This window comes from Streptococcus lactarius, from assembly GCF_016642265.1.
Taxonomy (GTDB): Bacteria; Bacillota; Bacilli; order Lactobacillales; family Streptococcaceae; genus Streptococcus; species Streptococcus lactarius.
Window position 1 is genome coordinate 4,053 of the sequence record NZ_MRXX01000012.1, and the last position, 21,188, is coordinate 25,240.

The window sequence follows — 21,188 nt, forward strand, 5'->3', positions numbered from 1 at the left end:
GAGGCTAGGACTTTTGTCCTAGCCTCTTTTTGATCAGAGAATTCTTCCTTAAAATGGAATGATTGTGAGTTTCATAAAAATAATTTCTTAGAACAAACCTTTCAGTTTGTCCAAGGCACCGCTGACCATTTCGTTTCCTGAAACCAGCCCTTTTGCTTGTTCAAGGTAGTCACCGAGGTTGTCTTTGTTGTCTTCGACAAATTTCTTTGCGGCATCGAAATCTTTCTTTTCGATCATTTCTTTTACTTGATTAAATAAGTCCATTGGATTCATGCTTGGATCTCCTAGAATATAATGTATGAAGTCGGGCGTCTGCCGTTTTCTCATCTATTTAATCATTTTTTGAAAGGTTTGACAACTGAAACGACTTAATGAAAAATGGTACAAACAGCTTCTGGAACGTAAAAGTCATGGGATAATGAAGATAACCGTCCAGTCGCCGGATCACGTTTGAAAACAGTGGCATTTGGGGAATCCTGGTGGGCAGCAATGAGGTAGTGTTGATCGGGACTGAGGGTGAAATCACGAGGATTGAGGCCATCTGTTGGGACGATCTCGATGAGTTTTAAGCTTCCGTCAGCGATCACTTCAAATACAACAATGGAATTGTGTGCACGATTAGAGGCATAGAGGAATTTTCCGTCAGCTGATAGTTTGATGGCGGAAGCCCATTTTTGGCCGTCATAATCTTCAGGGAGGGTTGAAACGGTTTGGAAGTGTTCAAATTCACCCATACCATCATAGAAGAGCACATCAATTGTAGCATTTAATTCATTGATCAGATAAGCGATCTTATGATGGGGATGAAAGACAAGGTGTCGAGGTCCTGCCCCTGGTGCCGTTTTGTAGTGATGGAGAAGGGTTAGTTTTCCTTGATCGCTAACCTCATAAGTATGCAGGCTATCGGTACCCAGATCACAGGTAATCAAGTACTGATCTGGTGTCAGATCAGCGAAGTGAACATGGGGACGGGCTTGATTTTCGTGTGGTCCCTTGCCTTCGTGAGTGTCTTGGTCGATGAGGCTCAGCTGGCCATCGCCTTCTATCTTGTAGACGAGGACTTGGCCTTTATGGTAGTTGGCCCCGTAGACGAGTTGGCGTTTGTCATCTACTGAGACGTAACAAAGAGGAGCCCCCTCTTCAACAACGTGATTGAGCGGTTGAAAATCTGCTGTGAAACTGGCAATACCACCTTTTCCGTCTTGGGCACCGACACTGTAGAGATTGCCTTTTTCTGAAAATGCGATAAAGGTTGGATTAGGCTCAGCTGCCACTAGTTCAAGATCGCTCAAGCTTCCTGTTTCAGGGTCAAATTGTGCCTTGTAGATCCCTTTGGATTCTTTTTTGGTATAGGTTCCGAAATAAATTGATTGAGACATAGGTCACCTCGCTTGATTTGTTAGCTTTATTATATCAAAGCTCCTATTGGAAGGCAATGACTAGTTGGATGTCGGTAAACTGGCTTCCTTCTTTCTTATTTTGCTAGTTTTTTCGTAACTTCGAGCTCAAAAAATGCTAAAATAGAAGCATGTTGAAATGAAAAGGAGTTTTCTGTGGAAAATAAAGAGAAACAGTTTAGTCTATCTTGGTTTTTTAGATGGTTTTTAGATAACAAGGCTATTACGGTATTTTTAGTCACTTTACTCTTGGGCTTGAACCTCTTGGTTTTAAGCAAAATCACCTTTATTTTTATTCCGGTTTTTGAGTTTGCAGGAGCAGTCATGTTGCCTGTCATTATTTCTGGTTTGCTTTATTACCTGCTCAACCCGATCGTTGATTTCCTTGAAAAGAAGGGGCTCAAGCGAATTTTTGCGATTTCCCTTGTCTTTTTCTTGATCGCTGTGCTCTTGGTTTGGGGGCTTGCAGTGGTGATTCCAGCTGTTCAAAGACAGGTGGTTAGTTTCTTTCATAACTTACCAACTTATTTGGAAAAAGCGAATGCCACCATTGATGATTTTCTAGACAATCGCGTCTCCTCAGATATCAAACCCCAGTTAGATGAGATCACCAAGGAATTGTCTGCGAACATTACTTCTTGGGCTAGTTCGATCTCTGGGCGGGCTGTCAATTGGGTCAGCAATTTGATTGGCATCGCCTCACAAGTGATTGTGGCCTTGATCATCATGCCTTTTATTGTTTTTTATCTTCTACGAGATGGGAAAAATTTAAAGGGCCACATTGTTCGCTTCTTACCGACCAAGATTCGCAAATCTGCTGAGCAAGTTCTCTCAGATGTCAATACGCAACTTTCCAACTATGTTCGGGGGCAAATCACGGTGGCTATTGTCGTGGCCATTATGTTTATCATCTTCTTTAAGATCATTGGCTTGCGCTATGCCGTGACACTGGGGATCTCTGCGGGGATTTTGAATTTGATCCCTTACTTGGGTAGTTTTCTAGCCATGTTGCCAGCTCTAGTCTTGGGCTTGGTAGCAGGACCAGAAATGTTTATCAAGGTCTTAATTGTATTTGCTGTGGAGCAAACCATTGAAGGACGTTTTGTATCGCCTTTGGTTTTGGGAAGCCAATTAAATATCCATCCGATTACCATTTTATTTGTGCTCTTGACGTCAGGATCTATGTTTGGAATTTGGGGTGTTTTCCTTGGGATCCCAGTCTATGCATCTGCCAAGGTGGTGATTGGAGCCATCTTTGAATGGTACAAGGAAGTCAGTGGTTTGTACGAAGAAGAGCATGAAATAGTAGAGGAAAAACACAGTGAGTCATAGTCAACAAATGGTAGAGGCTCTTGAAAAGCAAGAGCTAAATGAAGCTGAAGAACAATTTCAAAAAGCCTTGTTAGAGGATGATCAAGCAGAGCTATTAGATTTGGGGCAATACCTTGAAAGCATTGGATTTTATCCTCAAGCGAGAGAAGTCTATGAACAAATTGCAGAAACCTATCCAGAAGTATATCTGAGTTTGGCGACTATTCTGGCAGAGGATGGTCAGACGGATCAGGCTTTTGCTTATTTGGAAGAAATTGGTCCGGAATCAAACTGGTATGTGGCCAGTCTCTTGGTTAAGGCCGATCTCTATCAGTTGGAAGGTTTAGCGGACGTTGCGCGTGAAAAATTGGTCGAGGCAGCCAGCCTCTCGGATGATCCCATTATTCAATTAGGGCTTGCAGAGATCGATCTGGAATTGGAACATTACCAAGAAGCTATTCAAGAATATGCCCAGTTGGACAATCGGGAAATATTGGAAGCGACAGGAATTTCTACTTATCAACGGATTGGGTTTGCCTATGCCAATCTTGGTAAGTTCGAAGCGGCTGTGCCCTTCTTAGAGAAAGCTTTGGAAATTGAGTTTGATGATCAGATTGCTTATGAATTAGCGACTTTATTGTCCGACCAAGAAGAATACCAAAAGGCCCTAATCTACTTCAAACAAATTGACACTTTGTCGCCTGATTTTGAAGGCTATGAGTACGGGTATGCCTTGGCCTTGCAGGCAGAAAATGATCGCGAAAAAGCACTTGAGATTGCCAAACAAGGGATTGGGAAGAATCCCTTTGATGCACAGTTGAAGCTCCTTGCTTCTCAGCTTTCATATGAATTGCATCAGCCAGATCAAGCAGAGACTTATCTCTTGGAGGCTAAAGAAGTGGCGGAGGATGTGGAAGAGATTGCTCTGCGTCTGACTACCCTGTATCTGGAGCAGGAACGTTTTGACGAAGTCTTAGATTGGCAACATGAAGAAGTTGAAACGGTTGTTACCCGTTGGAACATTGCCCGTGCCTTGGTTGCCTTAGAGAAAACAGACGAGGCGGTCTCTGCCTACCAAGAGCTTTACGAAGACTTGAAGGACAATCCAGAATTCCTCGAAGCCTATGTTTATCTGTTGCGTGAGGCTGGAGATCTGGTAAGGGCACGTGAGGTGGCCAACCAGTATTTGGCGATTGTGCCAGACGATGTGCAGATGCAGTCCATCTACGATGGTTTATAAGAAAAACTAACTAGTGAAGTTTTGGGACAGTTTGTGGTATACTGGTAGAAGATAGAATGAGGAGAGAAATATGGAACCAGTGAAACTTTTTCAATACAATACCCTGGGGGCCCTGATGGCTGGCCTTTACGGGGGTTCATTTACGATTGGAGAACTCTTGGAACATGGGGATCTGGGAGTTGGAACACTTGATTCTATTGATGGTGAGTTGATCGTGCTAGATGGCAAGGCATATCAGGCTAAGGGATCAGGCAACCATCCTGAAATTGTCGAAGTTTCTCCGGATGCTAAAGTTCCTTATGCAGCAGTCGTTCCCCACCAAGCTGAGGTGATTTTCCGCCAACGCTTTGAAATGACGGATGAGGAATTAGAAGCCCGTATTGAGTCTTATTATGATGGCGAAAATCTTTTCCGCTCCATTAAGATTCATGGTGACTTTGCCAAGATGCATGTCCGTATGATTCCAAAATCAACACCAGAGATGAAGTTTGCAGAGGTTGCAACCCATCAGCCAGAGTATACACGCGAAAACGTGACGGGAACCATCGTCGGTTTTTGGACACCTGAGATTTTCCATGGTGTGAGTGTAGCGGGTTATCATTTGCACTTTATTTCGGATGACCATACCTTTGGTGGCCATGTGATGGATTTTGTGATTACAGAAGGGATCGTAGAAGTAGGAGCGATTGATCAGCTGGATCAACGATTCCCAGTTCAAGATCGTCAGTACCTCTTTGCCAAATTCAATGTGGATGAAGTCAAAGATGACATTAATAAAGCAGAATAAAAGGTTGAGCGGCGCTCAACCTTTCGTATTTAAGATAATGTTATTTAAGAAACTTTCCTTAGGTGAGAACGGACGTCAGCGAACTTCGAAAAAGTTCCATGACTAATTAAGATACAAAGGGCGTTCGCGGATAAAGTCAAAATAGGAAGTTTGACGCAGAATCTTTCTATTCTAGGAGAACTTATCTTTTTGACAAAATCCGCAGCCCGAGTTCAATTAGTTTTGGACCCCTTCGCTTTTATATTCCTAGGCTTAGGCTAAAACAGTTCCCCGAACTGTTTTACTCCCAAAACTCCCGAGTGCTAGAATCAAGATTGCTTCTAGCACTTTTCTCACGGCGGAAAGTTTCAATATATATTGAATGAGCCTAAAAGTAGACCTCATTTTATTTTTGAAATCAGTCTGTTAGTTTCATGGCTTTAATTTTTTCTTCTTCTGGGGTGACCCGCAGTGTCTTTTGACCGGTATAGGTCACAAAGCCTGGTTTTCCACCGGTTGGTTTATTGAGTTTCTTGGTTTCAATCATATCGACTTGGACTAGGTTTGACAGCCGGGCCTTGGAGTAGTAGGCGGCCAATTCTGCAGCGTCGGTCTTCACTTCATCCGTCGGATCGAGATTTCCTGTAATGACGACGTGGCTTCCTGGGATATCTTTGGCATGGAACCAGAGCTCGTCTTTTTTAGCGATCTTAAAGGTCAGTTCATCGTTTTGCAGATTATTGCGACCCACTAAAATGATGGTTTTGCCATCACTAGCCAGGTATTTTTCTGGTTTTTTCCGTTTGTGAATTTTTTCTCGGTGGCGCCGTTTGATAAAGCCAGTCTGGATCAACTCTTCACGAATCTCGGCTACTTCAGCTAGGCTCGCTTGAGAAAGGGCTGTTTCAACCGTTTCCAGATAGGAAATGGTTTCCTTGGTTTCTTGAATGAGGATGGTCAAATGTTTGACGGCTTCCTTTAACTTCTGGTAGCGTTTGAAGTAGCGTTGGGCATTTTGGTTGGGGGTCAGAGCCTTATTGAGCTGGATGGTGATGGGTTCGTTGGTATAGTAGTTATCTAAAACCACCTGGTCTTGGTCGTTTGGCACTTGGTGGAGGAAGGTTGTCAGCAATTCTCCTTTTTGGCGGAACTCTTCCGCATTGTCAGTCGCTGCCAACTCAGCTTCTTGCTTAGCTAATTTTTTCCGGTTCTTTTCAAGATCGTTTTCGACCTTGCGGATCAATTCACTTGCCTGTTGTTGCACCCGATCGCGCTCCGCCTTGTCTCGGTAATAGTCGTCCAGCAGATCTGAAAGTGTTTTAAACGTTTGACTGGTCGCATCCGCAAAAGGAATAGCCGAGAAGGATTTGGTCGTTAGGCGAGGCTCAGAAGGAGTCTCGAAAAAGGTACGAAAGGTCTTTAATTTTTCATCGGATTCAAGTCGCTTGGCTAATTCTTGGGCAGTATCTCGACCCAGACCTTGAAAGCATTTTTGAAGGTTTTTAGGGCTTAACTCTTCCTTGTGAAGAAGGGAAAAAAGGGCTTCATCCTTGATTGTAAAAGGATTGACCGCATCCGTTTTTGGAGGTGCAATATAGGTAGAGCCGGGGAGAATGGTTCGGTAGCTATTTTGTGAGAAGCCCACATGTTTGATGGCTTCGATGATTTTATTGCTGGTGCGGTCCAGGAGAATAATATTACTGTGCTTGCCCATGATTTCGATCATGAGGCTGACAGAGATGGCATCTCCGATTTCGTTTTTATTGGAGACTCGGATTTCGAGAACCCGGTCGTTCTCTAATTGCTCGATCCCTTCGATGACGGCACCCTGGAGATACTTGCGCATGACCATGATAAAGGTGTTGGGAAAGGCAGGATTTTCAAAGTTGGTCTGGGTCAGTTGGATCCGTCCAAAAACAGAATGGGCAGAGAGCAAGAGTTTTTGGTTTTTCCGATTGCCTCGGACTTGGAGCACCAATTCCTGCTCGAAGGGTTGATTAATTTTTTGAATGCGTCCACTTAGGAGTTGAGCCTTCAATTCCTGCACCATATGGTGTAAAAAAAATCCATCAAAAGACATGGGATTCCTCATCATTCTAGCGTTTATTTTAGTAAATTATATCAAAATTAGAGAGGAAAGCCCAGAGAGAAGATGGGGACTAGAAAGAAAATGAATCAGAAATTGCGAACGTTTTCAAAAAAATGCAGAAAAAGTATTGACATTTTTGAAAGAAAACTTTAAAATGTAAGAAATTAGAAAAGTAGTAAATGAAAGTTTCAAGAGAGCCCACGGTTGCTGAGAGTGGGTAGCGGCAGTTTATGAAATTGGACTAATGATAATAAGATGAATTTGAAACAATAAAAATTCGGTTGGCACACCTTATCGTGCAACTTGTTGTTAGACAAGACAGAGAAATGGGGAGAGACTATCCTTTTCCCATAAGTGAGGTGGCACCGCGATGACACGTCCTCACATAGCTTTTGCTATGTGTGGGCGTGTTTTTTGTTTTAGATGAGAAGGGAGTAACTGATGAAGAAACGATGGCGTCGCAGTCTTTAGAAAACTGTAAAGAAAAATTTAAAAAGTAAAAGTAGAGGTAGAAAACATGAAAAATAAACGCTTAATGGGAATTATTGGTTTGATTGCAGTAGCAGTCATTGGGACAGCGATCTATTCTGCGACAGCAGGTAAAGGCAATAAGGCGGCTACTGGCAATGAAAAGGCCAAAGTTGGGGTCTTGCAGTTGGTCAGCCACCCTTCTCTTGACTTGATCTACAAGGGAATTCAAGATGGTTTAGCTGAAGAAGGCTACGACAAAGACAAGGTAGAGATTGATTTCCTCAATGCAGAAGGCGATCAAAACAAGGTTGCAACCATGAGTAAACAATTGGTAGACAAGGATAACCAAGTCTTGATTGGAATCGCAACCCCATCTGCTCAAGGTTTGGCTAGTGCTACAAAAGACAAACCAATCGTTATGGGAGCTGTCACCGATCCGGTCGGCGCGAACTTGGTGAAAGATTTGAAGAAACCAGGTGGGAATATCACAGGGGTATCTGACCATAATCCAACGGAGCAACAGTTGAAATTGATCAAAGCGTTGACTCCAAACGTCAAAACAATCGGGGTTCTCTACTCAACCAGCGAAGACAATTCCAAATCTCAAGTAGAAGAATTTACAAAATTAGCAGAAAAAGCAGGCTACAAGGTGGTTCCTTATTCTGTCCCTTCAACAAATGAAATTGCTTCTACCGTGTCTGTTATGTCAGGCAAAGTCGATGCCATTTGGGTTCCAATCGACAATACCATTGCTTCAGCCTTCTCAACGGTTGTTGAAGCCAACAAAACAGCTAAAAAACCAATCTTCCCAAGTGCGACAGCCATGGTAGAAGCTGGTGGCCTTGGTTCAGTCGTTGTCGACCAACATGATCTTGGGGTAGCAACTGGTAAAATGGCTGCCAAGATCTTGAAAGGTCAAAAACCAGCAGACACACCTGTTGAAATCTTCTCAAACGGTAAGTCTGTCATCAACAAAAAAGTCGCAGATGAATTAGGCATTACTATTCCTGAATCTGTCTTGAAAGAAGCTGGACAAGTCATTAAATAAAAACCAAATGAATAAGAAGAATGGAAGGGGAATTTGGCTTTGGCAGGTCTTTCAATCGGGACCTTTGAGGAGAAAGAAATGAACGTTAAGATAACAGATCTTCATCCGACCCAACTATACTTATCAGAAAAGAAGTTACAAGATATCCAGATGCTGTATCAGTCGGCAGAAAACATTAATGTCGATCCAATTAGTATTCTTGCAGTTAGCAATCGCTTCTTGATTACAGACGGGCATCACAGGGCTTATCAGGCTTTATTGGCAGGTCGGGATACGATTTCTGCTGAGTTTGATCAAGATGGTGGCAATGCCTTGTATGCTCTCTATGCGCAAGTTTGCGAGGAAAGAAAGATAGACTCTATTCTGGATTTAAAAGATCGTATCTTACCCCAAGATGAGTATGAGGCAAAATGGTATAACTGGTGTGATGGTTTTAACCAAGCAGCAACTCTTCTATTGAAAAGGAAAGCAGATGAAGAATAGAGAATGCACTGCGTCTTGTTCCCTTTTCTATTGAAATTAGTCTCATCTAACTTGTTTTTTAACTAAAATTCTGCTAAACTAGATAGTAATCGAATAGAAATCTGCAAGACCAGTAGCTCAAGGGAAGTGCATCAGGGAGAAGGGCCGTGACTGAAAGCTCTTTGCATGAAAGCTGAGTGAATTCACTTGCACAAGGATTTAGAATTAAGGTCTGGTTTACAGATAAAAACGGATGGTACCGCGTGGCAACGCTCCGATCAGGAGCTTGCGCGCGGTTTTTTTCTATGTCTGTAGAGAGACTGTGATGGAGGAACTATGTCAACGATTGAAGAACAATTAAAAGCGCTTCGCGAAGAAACGCTGGCAGCTTTGAAGCAGATCTCTGCTGAAAATGAAAAAGAGATGCAAGACCTACGGGTCTCTGTCCTTGGGAAAAAAGGATCTCTGACGGAGATTCTCAAAGGAATGAAGGATGTCTCAGCTGAGATGCGTCCGGTTATCGGGAAACACGTTAATGAAGCACGTGATGTCTTGACTTCTGCTTTTGAAGAAACAGCCAAACTCTTGGAAGAAAAGAAAGTCCAAGCTAAACTAGCGAGCGAAAGCATCGATGTGACCCTTCCAGGTCGTCCAGTTGCTAGTGGTTACCGGCATGTTTTGACCCAAACTAGTGAAGAAATCGAAGATATCTTTATCGGGATGGGCTATCAAGTCGTGGATGGCTTTGAAGTAGAGCAAGACTACTACAATTTTGAGCGTATGAATCTTCCCAAAGATCACCCAGCTCGTGATATGCAGGATACCTTCTACATCACGGAAGAAATCTTGCTTCGGACCCATACTTCACCAGTACAGGCGCGTGCCATGGATGCGCATGACTTTAGTAAGGGGCCATTGAAGATGATCTCTCCAGGACGTGTTTTCCGCCGGGATACAGATGATGCGACCCATAGTCACCAATTCCACCAAATCGAAGGTTTGGTTGTTGGAAAAAACATCTCTATGGCTGACCTTCAAGGAACACTCCAATTGATCGTGCAAAAGATGTTTGGTGCAGAACGTCAAATCCGTCTGCGTCCATCTTACTTCCCATTTACCGAGCCATCGGTTGAAGTGGACGTTTCTTGCTTCAAATGTTGTAGAGCTGGGTGTAATGTCTGTAAGAAAACTGGTTGGATTGAAATTATGGGAGCTGGTATGGTACACCCACGTGTCCTTGAGATGAGTGGCATTGATTCAACTGTTTATTCAGGATTTGCCTTTGGTCTTGGTCAAGAACGTGTCGCTATGCTCCGTTATGGAATCAATGATATCCGTGGCTTCTACCAAGGCGATGTCCGTTTTTCAGAACAGTTTAAATAAATATGTTAGTAAAAGTGAATGCTAAAGAATTTCAATTTTTAAGGACATTAGAGGTAGAAACCTATGGGGACACCTTTGGTGCCTATATTTCGGATGATGATTTGGAAGACTATTATCAAACGGTCTTGTCACCAGAGCAGGTCCAGAAGGACTTGGAGAATCCGGAATCTGAAACCTATTTTGTTCTTGATCATGACCAAGAAGTTTGTGGTTTTCTCAAGTTTAACTGGGGAAAGGCGCAAACAGAGTCTGTTGAAATGAACAATGCCTTTGAAATTCAGCGAATCTATGTCAAAAATGAACACCATGGCAAGGGATACGGCAAGGAAATGTTGCTCTTTGCCTTGCAAGAAGCTCAGAAACGTGGATTCGACTGGGCTTGGCTTGGTGTTTGGGAACGAAATTTTAAGGCCCAAAACTTTTACAAACAATTTGGATTTGAACGGTTTAGTGAGCACCACTTTATTACGGGGGAAACCGTTGATACAGACTGGTTGCTTCGGAAACATTTGAAGGAGGATCCACAAGCTTAATTGTGGGTCCAAATTGAGAGAAAGGAATTGAGAAGATCTCGCTTGCTGAGGTCTTACGATCAGAATTATGTTAGTATCATATAAATGGTTAAAAGAATTGGTGGACATCGATGTGTCCTCACAAGAGTTGGCTGAAAAAATGTCAACCACTGGGATCGAGGTAGAAGGTGTGGAATCACCAGCTGCTGGTCTCTCAAAAATCGTCGTCGGAGAAGTCTTGTCTTGTGAAGATGTGCCGGAAACTCACCTCCATGTCTGCCAAGTCAATGTGGGCGAAGAAGAAGCCCGTCAAATCGTCTGTGGAGCACCAAATGTGCGTGCAGGCATCAAGGTCATGGTGGCTCTTCCGGGTGCTCGCATTGCGGACAATTACAAGATCAAAAAAGGGAAAATCCGTGGTTTAGAGTCACTAGGGATGATCTGTTCACTTGGTGAGTTGGGTATTTCTGACTCCGTTGTACCGAAAGAATTTGCAGATGGCATCCAAATCTTGCCAGATGATGCTGTTCCAGGTGACGAAGTATTCTCTTACCTAGACTTGGATGATGAAATCATCGAGCTTTCCATCACTCCAAACCGGGCAGACGCCCTTTCTATGCGTGGAGTGGCTCATGAAGTGGCAGCCATCTATGACAAGGCAGTGAGCTTTAAAGAGTTTGCTCTTACTGAAACGGATCAAGCTGCAGCCGATGCTCTTTCTGTCAGCATTGATACAGACAAGGCTCCTTACTATGCAGCTCGTATCTTGGACAATGTAACCATCGCGCCAAGTCCACAATGGTTACAAAACCTTCTCATGAACGAAGGCATCCGTCCGATTAACAATGTAGTTGACGTAACCAACTATATCTTGCTCTACTTTGGTCAACCAATGCATGCCTTTGACTTGGATACCTTTGAAGGAAGCGAGATCCGTGTGCGTGAAGCACGTGCTGGGGAAAAATTGGTGACCTTGGATGGTGAAGAACGTGACTTGGAAACAAATGACCTCGTGGTTACGGTTGCTGACAAACCAGTGGCCCTTGCAGGTGTCATGGGTGGAGAGGCTACAGAAATTTCTGAAAAATCTAGTCGTGTTGTCCTTGAAGCCGCCGTCTTTGATGGAACTTCAATCCGTAAGACCAGTGGTCGCCTTAACCTTCGTTCTGAATCGTCTTCTCGTTTTGAAAAAGGCATTAACGTGGCTACTGTCAATGAAGCCCTTGATGCGGCAGCGAGCTTGATTGCAGAGCTTGCAGGTGCGACTGTGCGTAAAGGTATCGTTTCAGCAGGCCACTTGGATACTTCAGATGTAGAAGTTTCTTCTACTCTTGCAGATGTCAACCGTGTCCTTGGAACAGAGCTTTCCTACGCAGACGTAGAAGATGTCTTTCGTCGTCTTGGATTTGGCCTTTCTGGAAATGCAGAAAGCTTTACAGTGAGCGTACCTCGTCGTCGGTGGGATATTTCGATCGAAGCAGATCTCTTTGAAGAAATCGCTAGGATCTACGGTTATGATCGCTTACCAGCTAGTCTTCCAGTTTCTGATGGAACAGCTGGTGCCTTGACAGCGACTCAAAAACTCCGTCGCCAAGTTCGTACTATTGCTGAAGGTGCTGGATTGACAGAAATCATCACTTATGCACTGACAACTCCTGAAAAAGCCGTTGAATTTGCGACTGCGCCAAGCAATTTAACAGAACTCATGTGGCCAATGACTGTGGATCGTTCAGTCCTCCGTCAAAATATGATCTCAGGAATCTTGGATACAGTTGCCTACAACGTAGCGCGTAAGAACAAAGATTTGGCTCTCTATGAGATCGGAAAAGTCTTTGAACAAAAAGGCAATCCAAAAGAAGACTTGCCAAATGAAATCAATAGCTTTGCCTTTGCTTTGACTGGCTTAGTTGCTGAAAAAGACTTCCAAACTCCAGCTGTCCCAGTTGACTTCTTCTATGCCAAGGGAATCTTGGAAGCCCTCTTTGCTCGCTTGGGTCTTGAAGTGACTTATACAGCAACACAAGAAATCAAGAGTCTCCACCCTGGCCGGACAGCCTTACTCTCACTTGGTAACCAAGTAATTGGGGTCTTGGGACAAGTCCATCCTGTAACAGCTAAGGCTTATGACATTCCAGAAACCTATGTGGCTGAAGTGAATTTATCTGCTATTGAAGCAGCCCTTCAACCAGCTAGTCCATTTGTGGAAATCACCAAATTCCCAGCTGTGAGCCGTGATATCGCTCTTCTCCTGAAAGCAGAAGTAACTCACCAAGATGTGGTTGATGCTATTCAAGCTGCTGGTGTGAAACGTTTGACAGACATCAAGCTCTTTGACGTCTACTCAGGTGAAAAACTAGGGGTTGGCATGAAGTCCATGGCCTACAGCCTGACCTTCCAAAATCCAGAAGATAGCCTGACGGATGAAGAAGTCGCTCGCTACATGGAAAAAATCCAAGCTTCCCTTGAAGAAAAAGTTGACGCAGAAGTGCGGTAATATGTAGTTCAAAATATCTTAGAAACCTTCCTTAGGAGAGTACGGACGTCAGCGAACTTCGAAGAAGTTCCATGACTAATTAAGATACAAAGGGCGTTGCGGATAAAGTCAAAATAGGAAGTTTGACGCAGAATCTTTCGATTCTAGGAGAACTTATCTTTTTGACACAATCCGTAGCCCGTGTTCAATTAGTTTTGAACCTCCTCGATCTTTAATTTCCGGGCTCAGGCTAAAACAGTTTCCCAAACTGTTTTACTCCCAAAACTCCCGAGTGCTAGAAACAATCGTGTTTCTAGCACTTTTCTCACGGCGGAAAGTTTCAATTTATTCTTACATTAATCTGATAGTATAAAATCATTCAAATTTTTTCAGCCTTACTTCGGCCATTTTATGTAAAAAAGTTTGTTTTCACTCTAAACAGTTGAGAATTTCTCAGCTGTTTTTTTCTTACAAAACTTGTATGTTTTAGGGCCTAAAACCCTATAAAAATAAAGAAATTGCTTTAAGTACTCAAAATATCTATGTCAACTATCTTGCTATTTTTGACAAATATTCTTATTTTTTGACAAATATACTTGTCAAAAAGAAAAAGAAGTGTTACAATGATTTTAGTTGAAAGAAGGGAAGGTTTTCTTATGGGAGCCATATGGATTCTGTTTATCCCTTTTCTGTTTATCATTTATGCAAGCACAGAAAAGAAGATAAAAAGATTGAACAAACGCATTAGACGATTAGAAAAACAAGTGAAAGGAAATCAAGATATGTCTAGACTTTTAGAAGAATTGAAAGGCCAAACGGTCACTGTCACAGTAAATGGTTTTGGAACCGAATATGAAATTGTGGATATTGATGAAGATTGGGTCAAACTGACTCGTGTGAATAATAAACAACAAAGCGAGACAAAATTAGTTCGCATCGAAGATATTCAAGGTGTTCAGCTATAGGAGGCGAAAGCCATGATCTTAAAAAATCGATTGAAAGAGTTGAGAGCGCGTGATGGGCTCAACCAATCCGAGCTAGCCAAGCTAGCAGGGGTCTCGCGCCAGTCTATCAGTCTCTTGGAGCGGGGGGAATACACCCCCTCGGTTATCATTGCGATCACCATCGCCCAGATTTTCAAGGAACCGGTGGAAAATGTCTTTCGTCTAGTAGAGGGAGAGGAATAACAATGAAAAAGAAATATCAAGAAAGGTCAGCGCGTTACCGTTTTTGGAGAAACATGGCCCTGGTCCTTTTAGGATTAATCATTGGCTTTTTGACAGGTTATTTTGGTTCAGATCATCCTATTGAAATCCAAAAGCTATTTGATCGAGATATGCTCTATATTGGGTCAATCATTTTATATCTGGTGATTTTTGGGATTGCGTCTACCTACCTCATCTCATCCCGCCAGTCTTATCAGATGATGGAGGAGACAGAAGATGAGGATGAGGCCTACCGTTATGAAAGTCAAACGAGAAGGCTCTATGACTTGGCCACGATTTTCAAAGGCGTCATGATTGTTCCCTATCTATTAGTGATTTTCTTCTCTTGCCAAAAACTAGTCTATGAAGAAAAACTAACAGGTGCTTTTGGGAAATACACCATCCCGCTTATTTTCCTTGCTTTGATCCTTCTTACTTTTGGATTGGAACATCAGTTTCGAAAAACCTTTAAACAGATTTATGGAAAAGCGATCCCACGCAATTCTAGTGGTGCAGAAGTCCGTGAATTAATGATGAGTATGATGGATGAAGCAGAAAAACAAATTTGCTATGAGGAGAACTTCGACATTGTTTTCAAGTTAAGCAATTATGTCTTACCGATTTCCTTGATGGTGATATTCTTAGTTGGCATTACTTTCCAGACAGATATCTTATTAGCATTAGTAGTTGTATCACTGATTTATGTCTATATCTTGGTCTCTCAGTACAAGATTACCAAACGTTATTATAAAGAGTAAAGGAGTCATTCATGTTAGAAATTAGACATTTAGAAAAAAGCTTTGGGAATAAGCAGGTCCTCTTTGGAGTGGATCTGACAGCTCAACAAGGGCATATCCTTGGTTTAGTTGGGAAAAATGGGGCTGGGAAAACCACCATTTTCCACAGTATCTTGCGCTTTTTGGACTACAGCGGTGAGATCCGCCTAGATGGCAAAGCGATTAGCCAAGAGACTTACAAGGAAATTGGTTATTTGCCAGAAGAGCGCAGCCTCATGCCAAAACTCACGATTTTTGAGCAGGTCCGTTATTTGGCTGCTTTAAAAGGAATGAGCACTGCCGAGGTCAAGGAAAAATTACCGACTTGGATGGAAAAACTCCAAGTAAAAGGAAAATTAACCGATAAAATAAAGAGCCTTTCAAAAGGGAACCAACAAAAGGTTCAACTGATCATCACCTTGATTCATGAGCCTAAATTGATCATTTTAGATGAACCGTTTAGCGGGTTGGATCCGGTCAACACCGAAGTGCTCAAGCAGGTCATCTTTGAAGAAAAAGAGCGTGGAGCTACCATTATCTTTTCTGACCATGTCATGACCAATGTCGAAGAGTTGTGTGATGATCTCCTGATGATCCGTGATGGTTCGGTTGTCCTTTCAGGGCCTGTCCAAGAGGTCCGTAATAGCTACGGCAAGACTCGCCTCTTTGTCTCAAACGACTTTAGTATAGAAGAGCTAGAAGCTCTCCCACACGTGACCAAGGTGACCATGACCAAGCAAGGGACTTGGAAGCTGATCTTGGATGATGCGTCAGCTGGTCCAGAATTATTTGACCGCTTGACCAAGGGCCACTACCTTGCGACCTTTGACCACCAAGCCCCAACTATTGATGAGATCTTTAAACTTGAATCAGGAGTAGAAGTATGAAACAGATGTTTGTCGTAATGAAAGAAACCTATATCAGACAAGTGAAATCATGGAGTTTTCTCTTCATGGTCTTGGGCCCTTTCCTCTTTTTAGGATTGGGTGTCGGAATCGGTTATTTGACGGATTCTTCTACAGATACGAAGAATCAGGTGGCCTTGGTAACCGAAGTGCCAGCTGTCAAAGAAAGCCTCAAAGGAACCGATGGCTTGACCTTGGATTACAAAGATGAAGCTGCAGCTAAAAAAGCCATCAAGGATGAGAAAGCCGCTGCTTACCTAACGGTCGATGAAAAAGATGGCCAGCTAGAGGCCACTTATGTGGGTGATCAAGCCATGAAAACAGAATTGAAAAGTCTTGTCTCTGCGAAATTAAGCCAAGTCCAACAGGGGATCAATCTAGCGCGTGCCAATCTAAGCAAAGAGCAAGTCACAGCCTTGTCTCAACAGGTTTCTCTCAAAGAAAAAATTGATGAGAAAAAAGAAGGCTTGAAAATGGTACAAACCATGGTTGCAGGTGGTCTAGGAATGTTGCTTTATATGATTTTGATCTTCTACTCGAGTATCACAGCCCAAGAAGTGGCCAGTGAAAAGGGAACCAAGATCATGGAAGTGGTCTTCTCTAGTATCAAAGCAACCGACTATTTCATCGCACGCATGCTCGGACTCTTCGGAGTGATTTTTACCCATATTTTTGTCTATGTGATTGGTTTGGTAGCTGTTTGGATCTTTAGAGCAGATATCCCTGTTGTCAAGGATATTCTCGCTCCAAACTCTCCAATTACCCAGCACCTAGCAGAGTCGATCTCGCTTAATACCGTCTTCTTCATTATCCTTGGGATCTTTATGTATGTGGTGCTCTCTGCCTTCTTAGGCTCCACAGTTGCACGACCTGAAGATTCAGGAAAAGCGATTTCGCCACTAATGATGTTAGTTATCTTTAGCTTCCTTGGTGTAACCACCTTGGGAAGTGCCGGTGATGTCTTCTTATTGAAGATCGGTTCCTACATTCCATTCTTTTCAACCTTCTTCATGCCTTTCCGTACCATCAATGGCTATGCGACTGGTCTTGAATCTTGGGCTTCATTGGGAATTGCGGTCCTCTTTACCATCGTGGGAACAGTTCTCATTGCTCGAATCTACGCGAGCTTGATCCTCCAGACCGACGACCTCGGACCATGGAAGACCATCAAACGTGCTCTTAGCTATCGCTAATCAAACAAGCTCTCAGTTATTGCTGAGGGCTTTTTGAATGGAGGTTACAATTCTTTTGAAAGACTTGTCTCTAACTATTAATAAATTGCAGAAAATTTAGTATGTTTTTTCATGAAAGAAAGAGTATTTTTCTTCAAATTATGATATGATGGATGGGAATAAAGAGAATAGAGAAAAGGACGAATGAGACTCTATATCAAAAGTAATTTTCAGAAAAAAATTACATTTACCACAAGAGAGCTTGTTTGGAAAATGTGGTTTAAGGAATGGCATGGTCATCCTATTACATACTCGAACGTCGGTGATGATGAGATGTTACAAGATGATTTTTATTTTGGAGTGAAGTTTGATAAATGGAGATTTAAGGATGGACGGTGGAATCATATACCATATGACAAGAATGATCCATGGAATTCGTTTTCAGATGAAACAATTACATTAGAATTTGAGAAAACTTTTATCACAGAATGGAGAGAGCGTGGAGAGTACCTGAGGATTGCTACGACACATACGGACATTTTAACGGTTGATAAACGTGCTATGTATATCATGGCAGTCGAGGTAGCTTCTGCTATTGATGGACTGATCAGTGAGGATGATAAGCAGACCTGGATGAATGTAGAGACTTTTAAGGAGTTGCACAAGGATATCTTATCCTTAAATTATGATCAAGCAACAGATATCAGTGTTAAAGAATTGGAAAGGTTGAAGCCAGTTCGTGATCCACTTTGGGCAGAAGAAAAAAATCTGCAAGAAGAGTACATCGCTATCCATGGTGAACGTGTTTATGACGATGAGGACGACGAGTGAGAATTTATATTAAAGATGATTATACTAGAAAAGTGCCATTTGGGTACAGAGAACTCGCATGGAAAATGTGGTTTAAGGAATGGAATGGTCAACCTATTACATATTCAAACGTCGGTGATGATGAGATGCTAAAAGATGATTTTTACTTTGTAGTAAGCTTTGATAAATGGCGTTTTTGTGACTCTAGATGGAATAATATTCCCTCTTATGATTTAAAAAATCCGTGGAATTCCTTTAAATATGAAAACATATCCCTTGAATTTGAAAAAACTTTCATTACAGAGTGGAGAGAACGTGGGGATTATCTACGTATCGCAACCTCTCATACAGATGTGTTATCAGTTGATAAACGAGCTATGTATATCATGGCAGTCGAGGTTGCAGGTGCCATTGATGGTCAGATTAGCGAGGATGACAAAGAGACCTGGATGGATGTAGAGACTTTTAAGAAGTTGCACAAGGATGTTCTTTCACTGACTTATGATGAAGCGGTTGAAATTAGTTTGGAAGAATTAAAGACAATGGTGCCAGTAAGAGATCCTTTATGGGAAGAAGAAGAGCGCCTTCGTGAAGAATACATCAAAATCCATGGTGAACGTGTTTATGACGATGAGGACGACGAGTGAGACTATACATCAAAGGCGATTATACAAAAAAGATACCTTATGGTTATTTGGAACTAGCTGGCAAAATGTGGTTTCCAGAGGATGAGCAGATTTCTTACTCAAATGCTGGGGACAATGATGCACTACAAGAAGATTTTTCCTTGAATTTATCCTTGAGGAAAAGCACTGCGGATAAGAGATGGTCTAGTGTCCCCCTAAAGGAAGGGGTACGAAGTCTCTTTTCACATATTGATGAATGTATTGATTTAGAGTTTGAGAATGCATTCGCTACAGATTATAATGAAAAAGGAGACTATCTCCGTATTTTAACAAAACATATAGAAGTTTTGACAGTTGATAAACGTGCTATGTATATTATGGCGATAGAAATTGCGACGGTTATTGACGGGCAAATTAGTGAGGATAATAAGGCTAGCTGGTTGACAATTGAAGAGTTTAAAAGAAAACATGAGGCGATTCTATCTCTAACTTTTGAAGAAGCAAATGAACGAAGTTTGGCAGAAATTAAAACAATGGATGTAGTAGACGATCCTCTTTGGGAGGAAGAAGCCAATCGTCGAAAAGAATATATACTAGCACATGGAGGCGATATCTCAGATTTATGAGACTATATATCAAAGGTGATTATACTAGAAAAGTGCCTTTTGGATACAGAGAACTCGCATGGAAAATGTGGTTTAAAGAAAGAAATGGTCAAGAAATAAGTTTCTCACATGTCGGAGATGATGAGATGCTACAAGATGATTTCTTTTTTGGTGTACAATTTGATAAATGGCGATTTAATGATAAACGGTGGAATCATATACCATATGACAAGAATAATCCATGGAATTCGTTTTCAGATGAAACAATTACATTAGAATTTGAGAAAACTTTTATCACTGAATGGAGAGAGCGTGGAGAGTACCTTAGGATTGCTACGACACATACGGACATTTTAACGGTTGATAAACGTGCTATGTATATCATGGCAATCGAGGTGGCTGGTGCAATTGATGGAAAAATTAGCGAGGATGACAAGCAAACCTGGATGGATGTAGAGACTTTTAAGGAGTTGCACAAGGATGTCTTATCATTAAGTTACGATCAAGCAACTGATATCAGTTTGGAGGAACTGAAAAGTTTGAAACCTGTAGAAGATCCTTTGTGGGATGAAGAAGAACGACTTCGTGAGGAATACATCAAAATCCATGGTGAACGTATTTATGACGATGAGGACGACGAGTGAGACTATATATTAAAGGCGATTACACCAAAGAAATTCCATTTGATTACATGGAACTAGCGAAGAGAATGTGGTTTGAGGAAAAAGATGGAATAGAGCCGGATTTGTCGTATGCTGGGTATCTAGAACTACCAATTGAGAAACTTTCTATCCACTTAAAATTAAATAAGTGGATGCATGATAATAGGTGGAGTAATGTTCAGATTAAGGAAGGGATAAAATATGATTTTTTATCCCATAAATATGAAGATATAGAGCTAGACTACGAAGATGCTATGATGTCGGACTTTCGTGAGAAAGGTGAATGTTTAAGAATCGCTACTAAGCACCTTGAACTCCTCACCGTTGATAAACGTGCTTTCTATATTATGGCGATAGAAATTGCGACTGCCATTGAGGGTCAAATCAGCGAAGATGACAAAGAGAGCTGGTTAAGTGTGGAGGAATTTAAAAATCGGCATGAAGATATCCTATCGATGAGTTATGAACAGGCTAATGAGCTGAGTCTGGAGGAAATTCCATTTATGGATGATGTGAGAGACCCAGTTTGGGCAGAAGATGACCACAGAAATGAAGAATACATCAAAATCCACGGAGAAGTGGAATTGGATGATGAGGACGACGAGTGAAACTATATCTTAAAGGTAACTACGAAACTAGCATCTATCAAGACTGTATGGAATATCCTTGGAAAATGTGGTTCAAGGAACGTAAGGGAGTGCAGGTTGGTTTTTCTTATGCACGTGATGATGACTTCTATTTTAGTGTTAGTTTGGATAAATTTTCTTCAAATGATGAGCGTTGGGGAATGGCTGATTTTAGAGTAGGCAACGATCCTTGGGCGACTTTTAAGTATGAAGATATAAATTTAAATTTTGTAGATTCCTATGAAAGTGATGGACGAGAAAAAGGAAACTATCTACGAATCATCACGACTCATAAAGATATTCTAACGGTTGATAAGCGAGCTCTTTATATCATGGCAATTGAGGTAGCCTCTGCCATTGGTGGTCACATTAGCGAAGATGATAAGGAAACATGGCTGAGTATTGAAGAATTTAAAACGAAACATGCAGATTTGTTGCATTTGACCTACGACGAAGCAGTCGATATTAGTTTAGAAGAGATAAAGGTTATGAAAGTCATCGACGAGCCCCTCTGGGAAGAATTGGATAGGAAGCGTGAGGAGTATATCCGAATTCATGGAGAAGTGGAGTTGGATGACGAGGACGAATAAGAAATTCTATTTTAACCTGAAAGAGGCTGGGACAAAAATCCTAGCCTCTCAATTGTCTT

22 protein-coding genes and 1 other annotated feature are annotated in these 21,188 nt (G+C 41.9%); of the genes, 19 read left to right on the top strand and 3 right to left on the bottom strand.

Features of this window, described 5'->3' with window-relative positions:
- Positions 1–87: 87 nt before the first annotated feature.
- Positions 88–273, bottom strand: coding sequence for a hypothetical protein (locus BTU61_RS08405; RefSeq protein WP_200773155.1), 186 nt, complete (start codon positions 271–273; stop codon positions 88–90).
- Between the two features lie 95 nt (positions 274–368).
- On the bottom strand, positions 369–1,379 hold the full coding sequence (locus BTU61_RS08410; RefSeq protein WP_200773156.1) for a lactonase family protein: 1,011 nt from the start codon (positions 1,377–1,379) through the stop codon (positions 369–371).
- Between the two features lie 174 nt (positions 1,380–1,553).
- On the opposite strand from BTU61_RS08410, the gene BTU61_RS08415 reads away from it, so the two are divergent.
- The 3 genes from BTU61_RS08415 (at position 1,554) to budA (ending at position 4,735) form a co-directional block, all read left to right on the top strand.
- Positions 1,554–2,729 carry an AI-2E family transporter gene (locus BTU61_RS08415; RefSeq protein ID WP_200773157.1) on the top strand — a complete coding sequence of 392 codons (1,176 nt, stop codon included), beginning with the start codon at positions 1,554–1,556 and terminating at the stop codon, positions 2,727–2,729.
- Positions 2,719–3,948, top strand: coding sequence for a tetratricopeptide repeat protein (locus BTU61_RS08420; protein ID WP_200773158.1), 1,230 nt, complete (start codon positions 2,719–2,721; stop codon positions 3,946–3,948). The genes BTU61_RS08415 and BTU61_RS08420 overlap by 11 nt, the downstream gene beginning before the upstream one ends.
- Before the next feature lie 70 nt (positions 3,949–4,018).
- Complete coding sequence (budA, locus tag BTU61_RS08425) at positions 4,019–4,735, top strand: acetolactate decarboxylase (protein WP_200773159.1); 717 nt, start codon at positions 4,019–4,021, stop codon at positions 4,733–4,735.
- Positions 4,736–5,132: 397 nt separating this feature from the next.
- On the opposite strand, the gene BTU61_RS08430 is transcribed toward budA, so the two are convergent.
- Complete coding sequence (locus BTU61_RS08430; protein ID WP_200773160.1) at positions 5,133–6,794, bottom strand: Rqc2 family fibronectin-binding protein; 1,662 nt, start codon at positions 6,792–6,794, stop codon at positions 5,133–5,135.
- A 158-nt stretch (positions 6,795–6,952) separates the two neighbouring features.
- Positions 6,953–7,189, top strand: a binding site (T-box leader).
- Between the two features lie 131 nt (positions 7,190–7,320).
- Here BTU61_RS08430 and trpX point away from each other — a divergent pair.
- The 16 genes from trpX (at position 7,321) to BTU61_RS08510 (ending at position 21,129) form a co-directional block, all read left to right on the top strand.
- Positions 7,321–8,322, top strand: coding sequence for a tryptophan ABC transporter substrate-binding protein (trpX, locus tag BTU61_RS08435; RefSeq protein WP_200773161.1), 1,002 nt, complete (start codon positions 7,321–7,323; stop codon positions 8,320–8,322).
- Between the two features lie 78 nt (positions 8,323–8,400).
- Positions 8,401–8,805: a chromosome partitioning protein ParB gene (locus BTU61_RS08440; RefSeq protein WP_200773162.1), complete on the top strand. Its 405-nt coding sequence runs from the start codon at positions 8,401–8,403 to the stop codon at positions 8,803–8,805.
- Positions 8,806–9,120: 315 nt separating this feature from the next.
- The gene (pheS, locus tag BTU61_RS08445) at positions 9,121–10,167 is read left to right on the top strand and encodes a phenylalanine--tRNA ligase subunit alpha (protein WP_200773163.1); all 1,047 of its coding nucleotides are present in this window, start codon (positions 9,121–9,123) and stop codon (positions 10,165–10,167) included.
- Positions 10,168–10,169: 2 nt separating this feature from the next.
- Entirely contained in the window at positions 10,170–10,700 is a 531-nt protein-coding gene (locus BTU61_RS08450) for a GNAT family N-acetyltransferase (protein WP_200773164.1), read from the top strand.
- Between the two features lie 67 nt (positions 10,701–10,767).
- Positions 10,768–13,173 carry a phenylalanine--tRNA ligase subunit beta gene (gene pheT / locus BTU61_RS08455; protein WP_200773165.1) on the top strand — a complete coding sequence of 802 codons (2,406 nt, stop codon included), beginning with the start codon at positions 10,768–10,770 and terminating at the stop codon, positions 13,171–13,173.
- Positions 13,174–13,808: 635 nt separating this feature from the next.
- Complete coding sequence (locus BTU61_RS08460) at positions 13,809–14,117, top strand: hypothetical protein (RefSeq protein ID WP_200773203.1); 309 nt, start codon at positions 13,809–13,811, stop codon at positions 14,115–14,117.
- 12 nt (positions 14,118–14,129) lie between these two features.
- Entirely contained in the window at positions 14,130–14,339 is a 210-nt protein-coding gene (locus tag BTU61_RS08465) for a helix-turn-helix transcriptional regulator (protein WP_200773166.1), read from the top strand.
- A gap of 2 nt (positions 14,340–14,341) precedes the next feature.
- Positions 14,342–15,115: a DUF3169 family protein gene (locus tag BTU61_RS08470; RefSeq protein WP_200773167.1), complete on the top strand. Its 774-nt coding sequence runs from the start codon at positions 14,342–14,344 to the stop codon at positions 15,113–15,115.
- Between the two features lie 11 nt (positions 15,116–15,126).
- Entirely contained in the window at positions 15,127–16,020 is an 894-nt protein-coding gene (locus BTU61_RS08475; RefSeq protein WP_200773168.1) for an ABC transporter ATP-binding protein, read from the top strand.
- Positions 16,017–17,231 carry an ABC transporter permease gene (locus BTU61_RS08480; RefSeq protein WP_200773169.1) on the top strand — a complete coding sequence of 405 codons (1,215 nt, stop codon included), beginning with the start codon at positions 16,017–16,019 and terminating at the stop codon, positions 17,229–17,231. The genes BTU61_RS08475 and BTU61_RS08480 overlap by 4 nt, the downstream gene beginning before the upstream one ends.
- A gap of 183 nt (positions 17,232–17,414) precedes the next feature.
- A complete protein-coding gene (locus BTU61_RS08485) occupies positions 17,415–18,041 on the top strand; it encodes a hypothetical protein (protein ID WP_200773170.1) in 627 nt (208 codons plus the stop codon).
- Complete coding sequence (locus BTU61_RS08490) at positions 18,038–18,667, top strand: hypothetical protein (protein ID WP_200773171.1); 630 nt, start codon at positions 18,038–18,040, stop codon at positions 18,665–18,667. The genes BTU61_RS08485 and BTU61_RS08490 overlap by 4 nt, the downstream gene beginning before the upstream one ends.
- The gene (locus BTU61_RS08495; protein WP_200773172.1) at positions 18,664–19,272 is read left to right on the top strand and encodes a hypothetical protein; all 609 of its coding nucleotides are present in this window, start codon (positions 18,664–18,666) and stop codon (positions 19,270–19,272) included. Before BTU61_RS08490 ends, BTU61_RS08495 begins: the two co-directional genes overlap by 4 nt.
- Positions 19,269–19,895, top strand: coding sequence for a hypothetical protein (locus BTU61_RS08500; protein ID WP_200773173.1), 627 nt, complete (start codon positions 19,269–19,271; stop codon positions 19,893–19,895). Before BTU61_RS08495 ends, BTU61_RS08500 begins: the two co-directional genes overlap by 4 nt.
- Complete coding sequence (locus tag BTU61_RS08505) at positions 19,892–20,521, top strand: hypothetical protein (RefSeq protein ID WP_200773174.1); 630 nt, start codon at positions 19,892–19,894, stop codon at positions 20,519–20,521. The genes BTU61_RS08500 and BTU61_RS08505 overlap by 4 nt, the downstream gene beginning before the upstream one ends.
- Positions 20,518–21,129, top strand: coding sequence for a hypothetical protein (locus tag BTU61_RS08510; RefSeq protein WP_200773175.1), 612 nt, complete (start codon positions 20,518–20,520; stop codon positions 21,127–21,129). The genes BTU61_RS08505 and BTU61_RS08510 overlap by 4 nt, the downstream gene beginning before the upstream one ends.
- The last annotated feature ends 59 nt before the right edge of the window (positions 21,130–21,188 follow it).

What these genes read in the sequence shown, in the direction of transcription:
- BTU61_RS08485 (WP_200773170.1), top strand. Translation starts at nt 17,415, where the DNA reads ATGAGACTCTATATCAAAAGTAATTTTCAGAAAAAAATTACATTTACC.
- BTU61_RS08480 (WP_200773169.1), top strand. Translation starts at nt 16,017, where the DNA reads ATGAAACAGATGTTTGTCGTAATGAAAGAAACCTATATCAGACAAGTG.
- budA (WP_200773159.1), top strand. Translation starts at nt 4,019, where the DNA reads ATGGAACCAGTGAAACTTTTTCAATACAATACCCTGGGGGCCCTGATG.
- BTU61_RS08460 (WP_200773203.1), top strand. Translation starts at nt 13,809, where the DNA reads ATGGGAGCCATATGGATTCTGTTTATCCCTTTTCTGTTTATCATTTAT.
- pheS (WP_200773163.1), top strand. Translation starts at nt 9,121, where the DNA reads ATGTCAACGATTGAAGAACAATTAAAAGCGCTTCGCGAAGAAACGCTG.
- BTU61_RS08410 (WP_200773156.1), bottom strand. Translation starts at nt 1,379, where the DNA reads ATGTCTCAATCAATTTATTTCGGAACCTATACCAAAAAAGAATCCAAA.
- BTU61_RS08500 (WP_200773173.1), top strand. Translation starts at nt 19,269, where the DNA reads ATGAGACTATATATCAAAGGTGATTATACTAGAAAAGTGCCTTTTGGA.
- BTU61_RS08405 (WP_200773155.1), bottom strand. Translation starts at nt 273, where the DNA reads ATGAATCCAATGGACTTATTTAATCAAGTAAAAGAAATGATCGAAAAG.
- BTU61_RS08440 (WP_200773162.1), top strand. Translation starts at nt 8,401, where the DNA reads ATGAACGTTAAGATAACAGATCTTCATCCGACCCAACTATACTTATCA.
- BTU61_RS08470 (WP_200773167.1), top strand. Translation starts at nt 14,342, where the DNA reads ATGAAAAAGAAATATCAAGAAAGGTCAGCGCGTTACCGTTTTTGGAGA.
- BTU61_RS08465 (WP_200773166.1), top strand. Translation starts at nt 14,130, where the DNA reads ATGATCTTAAAAAATCGATTGAAAGAGTTGAGAGCGCGTGATGGGCTC.
- pheT (WP_200773165.1), top strand. Translation starts at nt 10,768, where the DNA reads ATGTTAGTATCATATAAATGGTTAAAAGAATTGGTGGACATCGATGTG.
- BTU61_RS08430 (WP_200773160.1), bottom strand. Translation starts at nt 6,794, where the DNA reads ATGTCTTTTGATGGATTTTTTTTACACCATATGGTGCAGGAATTGAAG.
- trpX (WP_200773161.1), top strand. Translation starts at nt 7,321, where the DNA reads ATGAAAAATAAACGCTTAATGGGAATTATTGGTTTGATTGCAGTAGCA.
- BTU61_RS08475 (WP_200773168.1), top strand. Translation starts at nt 15,127, where the DNA reads ATGTTAGAAATTAGACATTTAGAAAAAAGCTTTGGGAATAAGCAGGTC.
- BTU61_RS08450 (WP_200773164.1), top strand. Translation starts at nt 10,170, where the DNA reads ATGTTAGTAAAAGTGAATGCTAAAGAATTTCAATTTTTAAGGACATTA.